Genomic DNA, 14,947 nt, shown 5'->3' with positions numbered 1-14,947 from the left:
ATGTCGAAACCGTCATGGGAAACTGGAAACTGCCCATGAGGCACGCCAACGCTCCACTGACCGTCGAAGGTCGATGCCGACTTGTCGAGCGTTGCCGGACTCGTCCAATAGCGCACGTCGCCGCCGAGAGGGGAATCTCGCGCGCCTGTGCATCGAAGTGGGTCAACCGCTACCGCCGCTACGGGGCCATCGGCCTGCTCGACCGTTCTTCGACACCACACCGTCAACCCGCCGCGACAGACGCCACGGTCGTGGCCCGAATCGCAGACCTTCCGCGCAGCAAGAAGTGGTCAGCGTCGCGCATCGCGTTTGAACTCCAAGCTCAGGGCATCACCGTCAGCCGCCGCACAGTGACCCGGCACCTGGCGAGGCTCGGTGGCATGGTGAAGGCCACCGCGGTTCTGGCGACGGCGCGCGTGACGGTGGCCCGGCAGCCTGCCCGCCGGAGTGCCGCAAGCGGCCGAAAAGAAGCGGAGAATCAAGGTCGCCTTGATCCGGCGGCCAAGCCCGCGGCGCCGGGAGCAGTCGGCAGGATGTGCAGGGCCCGCACAGCAGCGGGCCGCCGACGAGCCGCGGGTTGTGTCGGCGTTGCAGCGTCTCGGGCCCACCGAGTTTTGGCTTCGCAATGTCGGAGACCTCCGGCAGTGGCCGTGGACGTCCTGGACCAGCGGCTCGGTCGCGCGGCCGCGGCACGTCCCCTGGCCACTGCTCCGCTTGGCGGCCTTCGATCAAGGTCGGCGAATTGGCGTATGTTCAGGGCCTGAAGAAGGGCGACGTTTTCCAGATGGGATCGTACAAGGTGCCCACGGGTAGCTATCAGGTGGACACCCGCGGAACCCCCGGAACCGCGACGTTCCGCATCGTCCACAAGTAATCCACTGCTCGACCGTCGGAACACCGTCCTGCCGGGTACGTACCCGGCAGGACGTGGTGCTGCGTCTGGCGAAGGAGAATCCCGGTTGGGCTACCGGAGGGTACACGGGACCTGGGCGGATGAGATTTCCGGCAAGCGCAACGCTCAATGACATGCAGCGATGTCTTTTCGAGCGGCACACGTGGGGTCGACTCGTTTCGGCACGTGCTGTCCTCTGGCAGGGTTATGCCTTGCACCGGGCCCCTGTTTGCCCCTGAGGTCCGACGCCGATCGTCTCGCCGGAGAAGGCGTCGGGGATCGCCCTCCATCCCAGGTTCCGCTCGTAGTACTGCACGGCCGTGTCCACAGACGGCCACCAGTCGTCGTCGACGACCATCAGGCCACCGGGGCGGACGATCTTGCGCAAATAGTAGAGATCGACGAAGACTTCGTGGAACCGGTGACTGCCATCCACGAATGCCGCGTCGGCGACGAACCTTCGCTGCTGACCATCCGGAGCAGTGCTGCTATGACGGCCCTGTCGCACCAGGAGAACCGGTGCCGAGGCCCGTTGCGCTGTGCGATGGCGATTTGATGCCGGAGCATCTTTCCGGCCCCCACAGGGTTGACAGCGCCTCATCATCCCCGCAGCATCTCATTCGACTGTTGACTGTCAACAGACAGCAGTCGGCATGTCGGGGCAGAGGGCCCGCTTACGATCGAGGAGGATCGGCATGGCTGAGTCCAGGGCGCCGCAACAGGCGGCGCACGGGTCGCCCGAGCGGCTGAGAGTCGCCGTCGGATGCGGGGTCGGCGCGACCATCGAGACCTACGACTTCATCGGCTTCGGAACGGCCGCGGCGCTCTACTTCGGCGACGTGTTCTTCCCCGACTCCGACCCACTGTCGGCGACCCTGCTGTCCTTCGCGACGCTGGGGATCGGCTTCGCCGCCCGGCCTCTGGGCGGTATCGTCGCCGGCCATCTCGGGGACCGCGTCGGCCGCAAGCCCGTACTGGTCGGATCCCTGCTGCTGATGGGCATCGCGACCGTGCTGATCGGATGTCTGCCCACCTACCAGATGGTCGGGGTCTGGGCTCCGGTCCTGCTGGTGGCCGTCCGTGTGATCCAGGGGCTCGCCTTCGGCGCCGAATGGGGCGGCGCCATCCTGATGACCTTCGAGCACGCCCCGTGGCGCCGGCGCGGCCTGTACACGGGCATCACACAGGCCGGATTCCCGGTCGGACTGCTGCTCGCCAACCTCGCGTTCCTGCTGAGCCGACACACCCTGGACGACAACTGGGCCTGGCGCGTGCCGTTCCTGCTCAGCGCCGTCCTGATCGCCGTGGGCATCTTCATCCGGCTCAAGATCGACGAATCGCCCCAGTTCGAGGAGGTCAGGGAGTCCGGCGAACTCGTCAAGAACCCGCTGCTCACAGTTATCCGCGAGGACTGGCGCAACGTTCTGCGGGCCTTCTGCCTGCGGACCACGGAGACCGCGGGATACGCCGTCTCGGTCACCTTCGTCCTGTCCTACCTGGACGACGGCGACGCCCCCGACGTATCGAGCACCACCAGCCTCACCGCGCTGGTGACGGCCGCGGCCCTCGGCATCGCGGCCACCACGCTCTGGGGCCGCCTGTCGGACCGGGTCGGACGCCGCCCGGTCTACCTGTTCGGCTGCGCGGTGAGCGTCGTCTGGGGCATCCCGCTCTTCCTGTTCGTCAACACCGGGACCGCGGCACTGGTCATGGTCGCCTTCGTGATCAGTTACGCCGTCTGCCAGAACTGCCTGGCCGGCGTCCAGGGGGCCTGGTTCTGCGAGCTGTTCGCCACCAAGACCCGCACCGCCGGAACGTCCCTGGCCTATCAACTGTCCGCTGTGGTATCCGGATTCACGCCCATGATCGCCACCGCGCTGTACTCCGGCACCGGGTGGATCGGCCCCGCGGTGCTGTTCACCTGTTACGGCCTGCTGGGCTTCGTGGCAACGCTGGTGACGCGCGAGACATGGGGCGAGCCGGAGCGCCGGGAGACCGACCGGGCCGTGACGGCGTCCACCGAACCCGCGCTCAAGGCCGCCCACTGAGACCTCAACGCCGCCCACCGAGAGAAGAAAAGAGGATGTCTGCGATGACCACTCAGGCCACCCCCGCGGCGGGGGTGTCGCCCGCCGAGCGGGTGCGCGCTTTGAAGGAATCCGCCTACCGCATCCGTATGCACGCGCTGGACATGGGGGAGACCCAAGGGCAGGGCTACATCGGACAGGCGCTGGGCGTGGCCGACGTCCTGGCCGTCGTCTACCAGGACGTCCTCAACCACCGTCCCCACGAGCCGGAGTGGCCGCAGCGTGACCGGTTCCTGCTGTCGATCGGGCACTACGCGATCGCGCTGTACGCGGCGCTCGCCGAGGTGGGCGTGCTGGACGTCGGCGAACTCGCCACCTACGGCAGTGACGACTCGCGCCTTCCCATGTCGGGCATGGCCTCGTACACCCCCGGCATGGAAATCTCCGGTGGCTCCTTGGGACACGGTCTGGGCGTAGCCACCGGCATGGCCCTCGGCCTGCGCCACCAGGGCAGGGACGCCCGCGTGTACAACCTGCTCTCCGACGGCGAACTCGACGAGGGCTCCACCTGGGAGGCCGCGCTGGCCTGCGCCCATCACGGGCTGGACAACGTCACCGCCATCGTCGACGTCAACGCCCTTCAGGCCGACGGCCCGACCAAGGGAGTGCTGCGCACCGAGCCGGTCAGGGCCAAGTGGGAGGCGTTCGGCTGGCATGCGATCCGCGTGGACGGCAACGACATCGACGCGCTCGTCGCGGCCTTCGACAGCTTGCGCGAACACCGCGGATCACCTGCCGTGCTCATCTGCGACACCAGGATCGGGTGCGGCGTGCCGATGCTGGAGGCCCGGGAGAAGGCGCACTTCATGCGAGTGGAAGAACACGAATGGCAGGCCGCCCGCGACCAGTTGACCGAACGTCACCGAGCCGGGGCCGACCTCGACCGCGCAACCACCCACGGAAAGGGACTCGTTCGATGAACAGCTCCGCGCCGACGCAGGCGGCACCCACGCCGACCGAGGCCCCCAAGCGGAGGCTCACCACGTCCGCGATGATCGCCTCGATCGCGGAAGAGGGACAGCGCACCACGAAGGCCCCCTTCGGGCACGCGCTGGCACGGCTCGCCGAGGAACGCCCCGATGTGGTCGGGCTCTCGGCGGACCTGGCGAAGTACACCGACATGCACGTATTCCGGGAGGCCCATCCCGACCGCTTCTTCCAGATGGGCATGGCGGAACAGGTGATGCTGGGCGCGGCGGCGGGGCTGGCCGAGGTGGGCCTGACCCCGTTCGCCTCCACCTACTCCGTCTTCGCCACCCGCCGCGCCTACGACTTCCTGTGCCTGGACATCGCCGAGCCGCAGCTGAACGTCAACGTCGTCGGCGCGCTCCCCGGACTGACCACCGGCTACGGGCCCAGCCACCAGGCGACCGAGGACCTGGCCATCCTGCGCGGCATGCCCGGCCTGACGATCGTCGACCCCGCGGACTCCGTCGACATCGAACAGGCCGTCCCGGCACTGGCCGCCCACCCCGGCCCCACCTACACACGACTGCTGCGCGGGGCGGTGCCCACCGTCCTGGACGAGTACGACTACCGGTTCGAACTCGGTAAGGCGGCGCAGCTGCGTGGCGGCCGTGACGTGCTGTTCATCTCGACCGGTCTGATGACGGTGAGGGCCCTGAGCGCGGCGGCGGAACTCGAAGCCGATCATGTCGACGTCGCCGTTCTGCACGTGCCGACGATCAAGCCGTTCGACCGCGAGACGGTGCTGCGGGAGGCCGGCACGGGGCGCCTCGTGGTGACCCTTGAGAACCACAGTGTCGTCGGAGGCCTCGCCGAGTCCGTGGCGTCCAGCCTGGCCTTCGCCCAGCAGACGGCCCGCATCGTCCCGATCGGACTGCCCGACGAGTTCCTCGCCGCGGGCGCACTGCCCACCCTCCACGACCGCTACGGCCTCTCCGTCGCGGCGATCAAGGAACGCGTCCGCCGCGAACTCTGACCCGCGCGGGACGTCCGCGCTCACTCCCTTCTCCACTCCCCACCCCTCAGGAGCACCGCATGGCCAGCAATCACACCCCCCGCACCGCCGTCGTCACCGGGGCGGGCTCCCGTCGCGGCATCGGACGTGCCACCGCGCACGCGCTGGCCGCCGCCGGCTACCACATCGCCGTCCTCGACCTGGACAAGGAGGCCGCAGAGGACACCGCCCGGGAGGTCGCCGCCCGGCACGGCGTACAGGCGTTGGGCCTGGTGGCGGATGTCGCCGACGCCGACGCGGTAGAAGCGGCGATCACGCAGACCGAGGCGGGACTCCCGCCGATCGGTGCCCTCATCAACAACGCGGGTATCACCTCGCCGACCCGATTCCTCGATGTCACGCCCATCGAGTGGGACAAGATCTTCGAGGTGAACGTCCGCGGCAGCTACCTGGTCACCCACCGGGTGGCCGCGGGTATGGCCGAGCGCGGGTTCGGCCGCATCGTCTTCCTCTCCTCCGTTTCGGCCGAGCGTGGTGGCGGCGTCTTCGGGGGAGTGGCCTACTCGGCCGCCAAGGCCGCCCTGCTCGGCTTCGCCAAGGCGCTTGCCCGCGAACTCGGGCCCGCCGGGGTCACCGTCAACTCTGTCGCCCCCGGCCTGATCGACACCGACATCACCCAGGGCAAGCTGGATGAGGACCGCAAGGCAGCCATGATCGCGGACATCCCCGTGCGCCGTATCGGCAGCGTCGACGACGTGGCCGACGTCATCGCCTTCCTGTCCCGGCCCGAATCCGGCTACCTCACCGGCGTCACCTACGACGTCAACGGCGGATCTCACCTGCACTGAGAGGAGACGTCGGGGCCGTTCGCTCATCTCCGGGCCCCGAGCCCGGGGGCGAGCGGGCCCAGGACCTCCTCCGGCGGAAGCGCTCCGCGCCGCTCTCGCCCGGGCCCGTGGTCACCTGGTGGCGGTCCTGAGCGATGGCCCAGGTCACTGCCCAGCAGGATCCGCAGCAGGTCACCGTCGACGACATCGCGCGCCGCGCCCGCATCGGCAAGGGCACCGCCTACCTCCACTGGAAGACGGAGGGGTGCTGTTCGCCGTGCTGCCGCCTGAGTTCCAGGGCATGCTCGGTGTCATCGCCTCCGAGGTCGAGCAGGACCCGGCGGGCTCGCCCCTTCACTCGATGTGGGATTGCCGTACCCGCAGGCCCCTCCGCGGAACACCGGGCAGGCCTGCTCGGTCGGATGATCAAAGGGCCGTCGAGCCTTCCGCCGCGCCAATGGAGGCGTCCATGCGCGCAGCCCGCGACGATGTTGTCTCCGCATTGGTCGATGCCCGCCAGCGGGCTGACCCGAACCGACTCCCGCCCCTCGCGTCCCAGACCTGGCCGAGTGTGCCCCGGCGTGCAACACGGCACCTCAGGTCGTGGTGGTCAGGCGGTCTCGCGAGTGCCTTCGCGTTCGATGCCCAGCTGCTCGATCGCCGAGGCCATGTGCGTGTGCAGGATCTCTTGGGCCGCCGCGGCGTCTCCGCGGGCGATCGCGTCGGCGATGGGCTCGTGGGCCGTTGCGGACATGGCCACGTCGCGGCGTTCACTAGCGGCGCTCATGATCACCACGCGCATCGGCCCCTCGAGCTGCCGCCAGGTCTTGAGGAGTACCGAGTTCCCGGACAGCTCGCACAACAGGAGGTGGAAGCCGAGATCGGCCTCGACCTTCGAGGCCAGATCCGCGCCTGACGCGAAGGCCTCCTTGAGCCTTTCCAGGGCCTTGCGCAGGTCTTCGGCCGCGTCTTGCCTGCGCGGTGACGCGATGATCTGTGCCACTGCGAGTCCTTCCAGCGCTTCCCGGACCTGGAAGAGTTCCCGGACCTCGGTCGGAGTCAGCCGGGACACGCGCAGCATGCCACGTGCTCCCGCGGTGACGAGGCCCTCCTGCTGGAGGTGGCGCAGGGCTTCGCGCACCGTGCCGCGGCTCACCGACAGGTGCTCGGCGATCTCTACTTCTCCGAGGTGGTCGCCGGGCTGGTACTGGCCGGTGGTGATGGCCGTCCGCAGCGCCACGAGCGCGCGCTCCCGAAGGGTCGTCGATCGGGTGAGACTGGCAAGCGCCTGACCAGACACGGCTTAACCCTCCTTCAGCTCCTCGAGTGATCATAGTAGCCCGAAATGGTGTCATCTGTTGACGGTCGGCAGGGAGCGGTATCGGCGCGAAGCTTCGCGGCGGTGGCCGACCTCATGGCTCATCCTCCTCAAACCCTGTCGTCCCGACCAGCGTTTTCGCAGGCCGGAGGCCGTTTCCGCGGGTAGGGGGGCGGCCTTTGTCGTGTCTGGGCTGGATGTGCCGTTCAGGAATCTGTCGCGGCAGGTCAGGCCGCGTGTCCGTACTCGTTGATCATGCCGCCGAGGGATGCGTTGATGGCGTCGCGCATCTTCTGTTCGGTCTGCTCTTGTGCCTGGGTGCGCTCGATGACGGAGGTGACTGTGTTGACGGCGTGGTCGGGGGTCTGGCCGGTGAGGGCCTGCCGGATGCAGGCCAGTGCCTGGGTGCCGGCGGCCAGCAGGGACTGGGTGGTCTGGCCGGCGATGTGGGGGTCACGATCAGGTTGTTCAGATCGCGCAGGCCAGGGTGCGGGCGAGGGCGGCCGCTGGGGGGCAAGGGGGCGCAGGTTCACATCCTGTCGTCCCGACCAGCGTTTTCACAGGTCGGAGGCAGTTTTCTCAGAGATGGGGAGGCGGCCTTTTTCGTGTTGCTGAAGCCGGTGGTCGCGGTGTGGTCGCGGCCTGCGGTCGCAGTGGTTGCCCGTTGGGTCGGGTGAACACCAGGCCGGAGAACGGATCGTCGGGGTGAGGTGTGGCAGGGCCGGGTGGGGCTTGGTGTTGGAGGGCGGCTGCGACGCGTGGGGAGATGGCGACCCAGTTGTGTGGCGAGGCAGCGGTGGGGGTGACGCGGCCGCGGCCGGTGGGGAGCTGGGTGCGGGCGAAGCCGGCGATGTGGCGGTAGCCGAGATCGTCGAGTCTGAGTGTGCCCGGGGCCGGGATCGGGCCGTGGGTGACGTAGTCGCGGTAGCGGACCAGGGTGGTCTGCTTGAGGGTGAGGGCTTTGGCTTCGAGTCAGGTGGTGAGGTAGTCGGCCACGGTCTGGTTCGGATCGGCGTTGAAGCCGCCCGCCTCGCCATCGAGCATCCGCCGCAGCGCGGACCGGGCGGCGGATGCGGCGTGGGCGGCGGCCCGGCTGACCGAGGCGCTTGGAACCCGTTGCCGCGTTGCGGGCCGTTAGCCTGTCGGTATGTCAGAGCGTGTCATGCCCGGTCGCACGGACGGCCTGATCACCCTGGGTGCCGCGGACGCTCTGTGGGTCGATGTGACGGCCGACAGCGCTGTGCCGACGGCTTCTGGGGCATTCACCTGCCCTCCTGCCCATGCCCGGGTGGGGTACGTCCTGCTCGGCGGCCATGTGGTGGAGACGGTGAGGGCGAGCGGCGGTCAGTGGAGTGTTCCGGAGGCTGAGGTGCGCCGGGCGGCCGCGGAACTGAACGCGGTGGCGATGGATCGGCAGGACCTGGTCCGCATCGGTCCGTTTCGTGGGGTGCCGAGGCAGAAGTGCGACGAGGAAACGCAGCTGCGTTGGCGCCGGCGCATCGCGGGGGAACTGCGGGAGCCGAGCGGCCTCGAGCGGGCAGCACGAGGTGAAGTCGGCCGGCCGTACCATCTGGCGGGGATCGACTGGCGACAGATACTCGTGGAGCGGACCCGCGACGGGACGCAGCGGACGTGGTGGCTGCCGCGCGCTGTGGTCAGGCTGCTCGACGCTGCCGAGCACGCCGAGACACGGTGGGTGCACGCCGCGCGGACCCGCCAGGCAAGCGCAGCCGCCACCGAGCCGCCCTCCCGCCCCCGGCAGGCCCGAGACTTTGGCGGTCGGCAGACGACGAGCCCCGAGGGCCCCACCGCCTCACCGCGTCTGTACAACGGAGAGCTGGAAGGCCAGCTGTACTCGGTGCTCAGCAGGAAGCCCGGCACCTCCCGCAGGGTGGCCGGGTGGGCGTGCGCCGTCTGCCGCACCACGCCCGCCACCGTGCTCGACCACTGCCACGAACACGGCTACGTCCGAGCCCCCGTCTGCCAGTCCTGCAACACCCAGGAACGCCCCGACCACCTGTACAGCAACGACATCCGCGTGGCGAACCGCTACACACGCCTCTTCCACACCGACGCCGACGACTGGCTTCGCCACTGGCACCGCTGCCCCGGCTGCCGCGCACGCACCACCTTGCCCCTGCCGCACCTCGCCGCATGGACCGCCCACATAGCCTGCCGATCGCTACGCCCGACCCACCGCGCCCCCGGCGGGCGCGAACCCTGCGGTGTCCTGCGCGTGTCCTGGACGGGCAGTCAGAACGCGCCCCGTTCCTGCATGCTCACTGTCGCAGTCGATTTCTGCCCCTCCGGCGAGCATCGTGTCCTGGCGCGAGTCCCCTACCGCGAAGCCGCCGAGCGGTTTCGTCTCTGGTTGGCCGAGACGGCTCCTGCTGTGGCCGCCGCGGCCGGTCCTGACCGCCTGGACGGCCTCCCTGCCCAGTTCCGGCCAGTCATCGCGGACACCAGCGGCGAGGGCCTGGCACTGTTCTGAGCGGCACCGGGAGACCTGACACCCCAACAGCCTCACGGCCGGGAGCTCAAACACGTCGGCCATAGCCCGGCGCGTACGGGTCGAAGTTGTGTGCTCGACCAGTCAGCGAATCGAGGTGATATCTGGCAAGGACCCGGGGTGTGTGCTCCCGTCGTACAGGCCGGGGTACACCATCAGCTCCGAGGCGTTCCCGGGCGCGGCGGCGCACATCTGGCTGATTCAGAACAAGCACGCGAAGAAGCTGGGCAAATCCCCGCGGACGCCGCTGCACTATCTGCCGTCCAAGGCGCGCAACGCACCCAGCCAAGAGCCGGAGAACAAGCTGGACACCGGCAACCGGCGGCCGGGCCGGGTGATCTTCTTCAGGGCACGGTCCAGGCGCGGGGCGCTGGCGGCCAGCAGGCCGACGACCTCGCGGACCCACCGGGACACGGTGGTGCGGTGTATCCGGTTGCCCCTGGCCAGGTCGCCCGGCCGCTGGTCACAGCGCAGCACCGCGCGCACGATGCCCGCGATCTTCCCGGCGGGCAGGGCCCGCCACCGGGAGCCGATCTTCTTCAAGTGGCTGCGTATCAGGTCGGCGAGATAGTTCAGGGTGGCGCTCGACAGGGGCAGGCGGGCGGTGTCGACAAGGCCGTCAGGGCCCTCAACGGTACTGTTGGCTTTCTTCACACCAAACTCAACTGCCGCCGAGGGCCCGCTGGTCACGTTCTGCCGGCAGCGGCCTGCAACGTCGTCACCGACGTACGGCGAAGCGGCCGTCGGGCCGTTTGTGCAGCCAGCCGCGGTCGGCGAGCTTGGTCATCTTCGCGCGCAGGGGCTCCAGCTTGCCGCGCACCGAGGTGTCCAGCCCCAGCCGTTCGCCGACCGCCCTTACCTGCACCGGTCCGTCGGCCTCCCGCACCAGCGCCAGGATCTTGCGGTAGTCCTCGGGCAGCGACCGACAGGTCAGACGGTCTCCACGAGGGACATCGGCCGACGACCAGCGCGAGTATCCCGATCGCCCCTCACACCAGACCCGTGAACTGCAACTTCATGATGCACGGGTCTCATTGCTCCGTGCCCACGACGATGCTCGGGCAACAGCGTCAAGTCCACCGGGGACTTCACCGCACCGTCCGCACACAGTCGTGGTCATGTGCACCCTTGGTCGGAGCACATGATCAGACGAAGGCCGCCCCCACGTCCGGCGAACCCCCAGGTGAGCGACTCAGTTCGAGACACCATTCGAGGCCGGAAGATAAAGAACAAGCTCAGCGCGCTCGCTCGTACTCCCGCGTGATGAAGGAGACGGCGTTGTCGAGGGCCTCGTCGGCCTCGGCCATGTGGCCGGCCAGCAGGTGCCAGACGTGGAACATGTGGGGCCATACCTCAAGGGTGGTGCGGACGCGTTGTTCTGCGAGCCGTCCGGCGAGCGTGATGCCGCTGCTGAGCATCACTTCGTTCTCACCCATCTGGATCAAGGTCGGGGCCAGGCCGCGCACATCGGCGAAGACGGGCGAGGCGTCCGGATCGGTCGGCAGCGCGTTGCCCAGGAACGCGCGAGCGAGCTTCTCCAGGAATTCTCCGCTTGTCAATGGGTCGAGGCCGTTGCGGCTCTGGACCGAGGAGCCGGAGTGCGTCAGGTCGGCCCAGGGCGAGAGGGAGACGCCCGCCACGGGCAACGGCATGCCCACGTCGCGTGCCTTGCGCATGACCGTGATCACCATCGCGCCCCCGGCGGAGTCACCCGAGATCGCGATCTTCTCAGGGGCGGTCCCCGCCGCGAGGAGCGCCCGGTAGGCGGTGAACACGTCGTCGATGGGGGTGGGGAAAGGATGCTCGGGTGCCTGGCGGTAGTCGGGCACAAACACCCGTGCCCGCAGGCGTTTGGCGTAGTGGCCGGTCAGTCCGACATAGGCCTCGACCGCCCCGTGTACGTAGCCTCCGCCGTGGATGTAGAGCAGTGTCCGGTCATCGGTCACTTCCTCCGGCACCACCAGCATGGTCGGCACGCCATCGAGTTCGGTCCTCTCGAAGGTCACGCCTTGCGGTGCCGGGAGAGCGGCGGCGAGTTCCTTGCCGTAGTTGTCCCGCACTTCCGCCCAGCTGAGGTCGCCTTCCCCCGTAAGCGCAGGAGCGATGCCGCTGGCCGCTTGCATCCAGCGTTCCAGCAGTGCTGCGGCTTCTGGTGTCACGTTCATGGTGCTCATGTCTTTCGTCGATGCCACTGATTGCGCGGCCCCGGTGTGCCACACGGACGGGATACATGCCCTGTGGGGGTACGCCGCCGAGACGGTTCCGGTGGACCTCGCCAACGTCGTCAGCGTCCACCCCTGACACTGATGTCAAGGTCAAACCGTGCAGGTCACGGCCTTCTGGAGGCTGCCTTGCCCTAAGATCGAGGGCATGCGCATCGGAGAGGCGGCGCAGCACACGGGAACGACTCCGCGGCTGCTGCGGTACTACGAACAGCAGGGTCTGATCGCGCCCGGTCGCTCCGAAAACGGCTACCGGGAGTACGACGAAAATGCCCTGGGGCGGATTGTGCAGATCCGAGACCTTCTGCGGGCCGGTCTGCCGACCCGCCTGATCCAGCAGGTCCTGCCGTGCATCTCCACCCCGCACAGCACCATCCGCTTCTCCGGTCTGACACCGGAGATGGTCGCGCTCCTGGAAGCCGAGCAGGCCAGCCTCACGGCACGCATCGACTGTCTGACCCGCAACAGGGACGCGATCGCCGACTATCTCGCGGCCCTGCGCGAGACCAACGGGCAGCAGGAACACGCACCGGGCCTCACAGCGGAGGACAGCGCTTGAACCCGCCGTGACCTGCACCGCTTGACCTTCACACCGGTGTCAGCCTCGGTCGCCCGCCCGCTGGGAGCGGACTTCCAGATAGGCGCAGCCGAAGCGGACTGGACGCGTGTCGCGGACATCGTGCCGCCGCCCCCGCTGCCCTTCGATCCGGCGGCCCTCGGGACAGCCGGTCCCGCCTACAAGACCCTGATCGGCCCGGCGGTGGCGGCGGCAACCGCGAACACCCCGGCCTGGCGGGCCGCGGACATCGGTGCGGCGAACGGCCACGGCAATGCCCGCTCCGTCGCACGCATCCTGTCCGCGCTCGCCTGCGGCGGTCAGGTTGACGGCATCCGGCTGCTCAGCGAGAAGACGATCGACCTCATCTTCGACGTGCAGGCGGACGGCGTCGACCTCGTCAACGGCCTGCCGTCTCGCTGGGGTGTCGGCTTCGCATTGCCGAAGAAGGACACCCTGCCCTGGATCCCTGACGGCAGGATCGCGTTCTGGGGCGGCTGGGGCGGCTCGATGATCATCGCGGATCTCGACCGGCGCATGACCATCTCCTACGTCATGAACAAGATGGGACCGGGCCTCCTCGGCTCCGACCGCAGCGCCGCCTACGTCCGAACCGTCTACGACCAGCTGCCCTGATCAGGGCAGGTCCCCGTACAGCTACCGCGTGCGTACATGGAGCGCTGCGTCGCAGATCGCGTTGCACTGGTGACGCTCCGGGGGCGACGACGTGAACCGGCCTCGGGAACATCGGGACAGCGGTTGGCGCTGACATTGATCATGGTCCGGTCGGTGGGAGGGCTGACCCGGTTCTCGTGTCGACCGAACCATGATCGTTCTCACCGGGTTTCCTGTACGCCAACTACTCACACCCGTGGCCAGGGCCCTGCTGGTCCTCACGAACCGCGAAATCTCCCGGTGACCGACGATCTTCACCGAAGGCATCCGCCCACGACCAGCATGAGTACCCCGAGCCCCACGCACACCACACCCGTGACCAGCAACGTCACGATGCACACCACTCACTGGCTGGCGGTGCACGCGCCCGCCTCGCACGGTCGGCGCGGTGGCAGTAGTGCAGGAAGCGGGTTGCTTCCTCGGCTGTCCAGATCCGTCGCTCGGCGGCGGCCAGGGCCTTGCGGTCGGTGGAATCCGGGTGGTGTGTTGTTGCACCTGCCGTAGCGGCATGTGGTGTCGTCGAGGCACCACAGCACGAAAGGCTCCGTCTGCGATGTACCCCTTCGTCACACCGCCCCGCCAGGTCAAGATCGGCGCTGCTGCCGCCTTCGCCGGGACCACCCCGCGCGCTATCCGCCACTACCACCAGATCGGTCTGCTGCCGGAACCCGAGCGTGGTGGAGACGGCCGCCGCCGTTACGGCTACGACGACATGATCCGCCTGTTGTGGATCCGCAGGATGGCGGAGGTCGGCATCAGCCTGGACGACATGCGAGCTGCCTTCGACGAATCCGGGGACATCGAGGAGACCCTGGGCTGGCTGGAGGAATCCCTGGCTGCCCAGGAGGCCGACATCAAACGTCAGCGCGCGGCCGTCGGGCGCCTGCGGGCTGTGGGCAGCCCGCTGGGCCTGCTCTCCGAGTTGGTGACGGATCGGCTCAGCCACCTGCCCCCTGGTGCATTGCGCGCCTCCGACATGGAGGCCCTGCTGGTCACGGAACGGATCTTCGGTCCGCTCGGCTCCGCACTACAGGCCGGCGTGTACATCGTGCTGGCCACCCATCCCGACCTACGGGCCGAGGAGGACCGTCTCGACGAGGCTGAGGCCGCCCTCGACGACGGCGTCGACCCCGATGACCCGCGCGTCGAGGAAATCGCCGTACAGCGATACACCCACCACATGGCCCTCGTGCAGGCCATCACGGCAGCCGGGCTGGACACGGCCGATGACGAGCTCTTCGAGACCTACGACGCCGACCTGGCAGAGGAGGAGGACACGCGGATGGGCGCCTCGGAGGCGATCACCAAGATGCCCTACGACTTCTCTCCTGCCCGGATGCGCTGTATGGAGCGCGTGGCACAACTCGTCGGCCAGGACGCCCGCGCAGACAGGTGATCGCCTGTGCCCGGTACCGACCTGGCGTCTCGTCGCGCTTGAAGGTTGTCCGTGTCGATCTGCCGGCCACCGAGATGTGGGGAGCTCCGTGTACGGCGTCGGGACAGGGCAGTTTGTGCCGGCCAGACCACTGTTGGGAAGGCTCTGTCAGGTGTGCCTCACTGGAACTCAGGAGGGCAGGGGGTGTGAGCTGCCTCCGGGAGGGTGCGGGTGATCCGGTCGCGTATCGGTCGTAGCTCCTGGCCCTGGAAGCTGTCGGGAATCTGGCCTTTGCGCCGGGGGACGAGCAGTAGGAGGTGGTCCCCGGTGGCGTATGCCTCGGCGGGGTCCGCGACGGCGGGGTCGGCGAGGTCGAAGCGTGCCGTGCCAGGCCCTGTGCTGGGCTTGAACCACTGGTCCACGGACACGGTCACCTGAACCCGGCCCTGACCGACCGGGCGTACCGCGGTGAGGTCGCCTTCTACTACGGCGGTCGCGCAGGCGAGCGCTTGTGGGAAGGTCTGTCCTCGGCCTGTGGTGTCAAGATCGGTTCCGGAGTCGCCGT

General features: G+C 68.6%; 13 protein-coding genes and 3 pseudogenes. 10 read left to right on the top strand and 6 right to left on the bottom strand.

The window, feature by feature from the left end; all coding sequences use genetic code 11:
• Positions 1 to 35: 35 nt before the first annotated feature.
• Positions 36 to 377 (top strand): annotated as a pseudogene (locus IEJ02_RS25030) (helix-turn-helix domain-containing protein); the annotation flags it as partial.
• Positions 378 to 1,097: 720 nt separating this feature from the next.
• On the opposite strand, the gene IEJ02_RS48825 reads toward IEJ02_RS25030, so the two are convergent.
• Positions 1,098 to 1,493 carry a class I SAM-dependent methyltransferase gene (locus tag IEJ02_RS48825; RefSeq protein ID WP_223864390.1) on the bottom strand — a complete coding sequence of 132 codons (396 nt, stop codon included), beginning with the start codon at positions 1,491 to 1,493 and terminating at the stop codon, positions 1,098 to 1,100.
• A gap of 94 nt (positions 1,494 to 1,587) precedes the next feature.
• Here IEJ02_RS48825 and IEJ02_RS25020 point away from each other — a divergent pair, with 94 nt between their 5' ends.
• The 5 genes and pseudogenes from IEJ02_RS25020 to IEJ02_RS50820 all read left to right on the top strand — a co-directional run.
• Positions 1,588 to 2,940: an MFS transporter gene (locus IEJ02_RS25020; protein ID WP_191066929.1), complete on the top strand. Its 1,353-nt coding sequence runs from the start codon at positions 1,588 to 1,590 to the stop codon at positions 2,938 to 2,940.
• Between the two features lie 44 nt (positions 2,941 to 2,984).
• Positions 2,985 to 3,899: a transketolase gene (locus IEJ02_RS25015; RefSeq protein WP_223864370.1), complete on the top strand. Its 915-nt coding sequence runs from the start codon at positions 2,985 to 2,987 to the stop codon at positions 3,897 to 3,899.
• A complete protein-coding gene (locus IEJ02_RS25010; RefSeq protein ID WP_191066927.1) occupies positions 3,896 to 4,921 on the top strand; it encodes a transketolase family protein in 1,026 nt (341 codons plus the stop codon). Before IEJ02_RS25015 ends, IEJ02_RS25010 begins: the two co-directional genes overlap by 4 nt.
• A 59-nt stretch (positions 4,922 to 4,980) precedes the next feature.
• Positions 4,981 to 5,748 carry an SDR family NAD(P)-dependent oxidoreductase gene (locus IEJ02_RS25005; RefSeq protein ID WP_191066926.1) on the top strand — a complete coding sequence of 256 codons (768 nt, stop codon included), beginning with the start codon at positions 4,981 to 4,983 and terminating at the stop codon, positions 5,746 to 5,748.
• Positions 5,749 to 5,882: 134 nt separating this feature from the next.
• Positions 5,883 to 5,972: pseudogene (locus IEJ02_RS50820) on the top strand (TetR family transcriptional regulator); the annotation flags it as partial.
• Between the two features lie 365 nt (positions 5,973 to 6,337).
• Here IEJ02_RS50820 and IEJ02_RS24995 read toward each other — a convergent pair.
• Together IEJ02_RS24995 and IEJ02_RS24990 are read right to left on the bottom strand one after the other, a co-directional pair.
• Positions 6,338 to 7,027, bottom strand: coding sequence for a GntR family transcriptional regulator (locus tag IEJ02_RS24995; RefSeq protein WP_191066925.1), 690 nt, complete (start codon positions 7,025 to 7,027; stop codon positions 6,338 to 6,340).
• A gap of 245 nt (positions 7,028 to 7,272) precedes the next feature.
• Complete coding sequence (locus IEJ02_RS24990; protein ID WP_191066924.1) at positions 7,273 to 7,578, bottom strand: hypothetical protein; 306 nt, start codon at positions 7,576 to 7,578, stop codon at positions 7,273 to 7,275.
• Positions 7,579 to 8,192: 614 nt separating this feature from the next.
• Here IEJ02_RS24990 and IEJ02_RS24985 point away from each other — a divergent pair.
• On the top strand, positions 8,193 to 9,536 hold the full coding sequence (locus IEJ02_RS24985) for an endonuclease domain-containing protein (protein ID WP_191066923.1): 1,344 nt from the start codon (positions 8,193 to 8,195) through the stop codon (positions 9,534 to 9,536).
• Positions 9,537 to 9,878: 342 nt separating this feature from the next.
• Here the strand turns inward: IEJ02_RS24985 and IEJ02_RS24980 are convergent.
• The 3 genes and pseudogenes from IEJ02_RS24980 to IEJ02_RS24970 all read right to left on the bottom strand — a co-directional run.
• A pseudogene (locus IEJ02_RS24980) lies at positions 9,879 to 10,208 on the bottom strand (helix-turn-helix domain-containing protein); the annotation flags it as partial.
• A 64-nt stretch (positions 10,209 to 10,272) separates the two neighbouring features.
• Positions 10,273 to 10,440 carry a hypothetical protein gene (locus IEJ02_RS24975; protein WP_223864368.1) on the bottom strand — a complete coding sequence of 56 codons (168 nt, stop codon included), beginning with the start codon at positions 10,438 to 10,440 and terminating at the stop codon, positions 10,273 to 10,275.
• A 349-nt stretch (positions 10,441 to 10,789) separates the two neighbouring features.
• Complete coding sequence (locus tag IEJ02_RS24970) at positions 10,790 to 11,728, bottom strand: alpha/beta hydrolase (RefSeq protein ID WP_191066922.1); 939 nt, start codon at positions 11,726 to 11,728, stop codon at positions 10,790 to 10,792.
• 196 nt (positions 11,729 to 11,924) lie between these two features.
• On the opposite strand from IEJ02_RS24970, the gene IEJ02_RS24965 reads away from it, so the two are divergent.
• The 3 genes from IEJ02_RS24965 to IEJ02_RS24955 all read left to right on the top strand — a co-directional run bounded on the left by IEJ02_RS24965 (position 11,925) and on the right by IEJ02_RS24955 (position 14,403).
• Positions 11,925 to 12,335, top strand: a complete 411-nt coding sequence (locus IEJ02_RS24965; protein ID WP_191066921.1) for a MerR family transcriptional regulator — start codon at positions 11,925 to 11,927, stop codon at positions 12,333 to 12,335.
• A gap of 36 nt (positions 12,336 to 12,371) precedes the next feature.
• A complete protein-coding gene (locus IEJ02_RS24960; protein WP_317985913.1) occupies positions 12,372 to 12,968 on the top strand; it encodes a serine hydrolase in 597 nt (198 codons plus the stop codon).
• A gap of 592 nt (positions 12,969 to 13,560) precedes the next feature.
• Complete coding sequence (locus IEJ02_RS24955) at positions 13,561 to 14,403, top strand: MerR family transcriptional regulator (RefSeq protein WP_191066920.1); 843 nt, start codon at positions 13,561 to 13,563, stop codon at positions 14,401 to 14,403.
• Positions 14,404 to 14,947 lie beyond the last annotated feature (544 nt).

Origin of the sequence: Streptomyces sp. 5-10, assembly GCF_014712245.1 — a bacterium.
Classification (GTDB): domain Bacteria; phylum Actinomycetota; class Actinomycetes; order Streptomycetales; family Streptomycetaceae; genus Streptomyces; species Streptomyces violaceusniger.
Note: the sequence above shows the minus strand (reverse complement) of the source record. Positions and strands in the feature narration are given on the sequence as shown.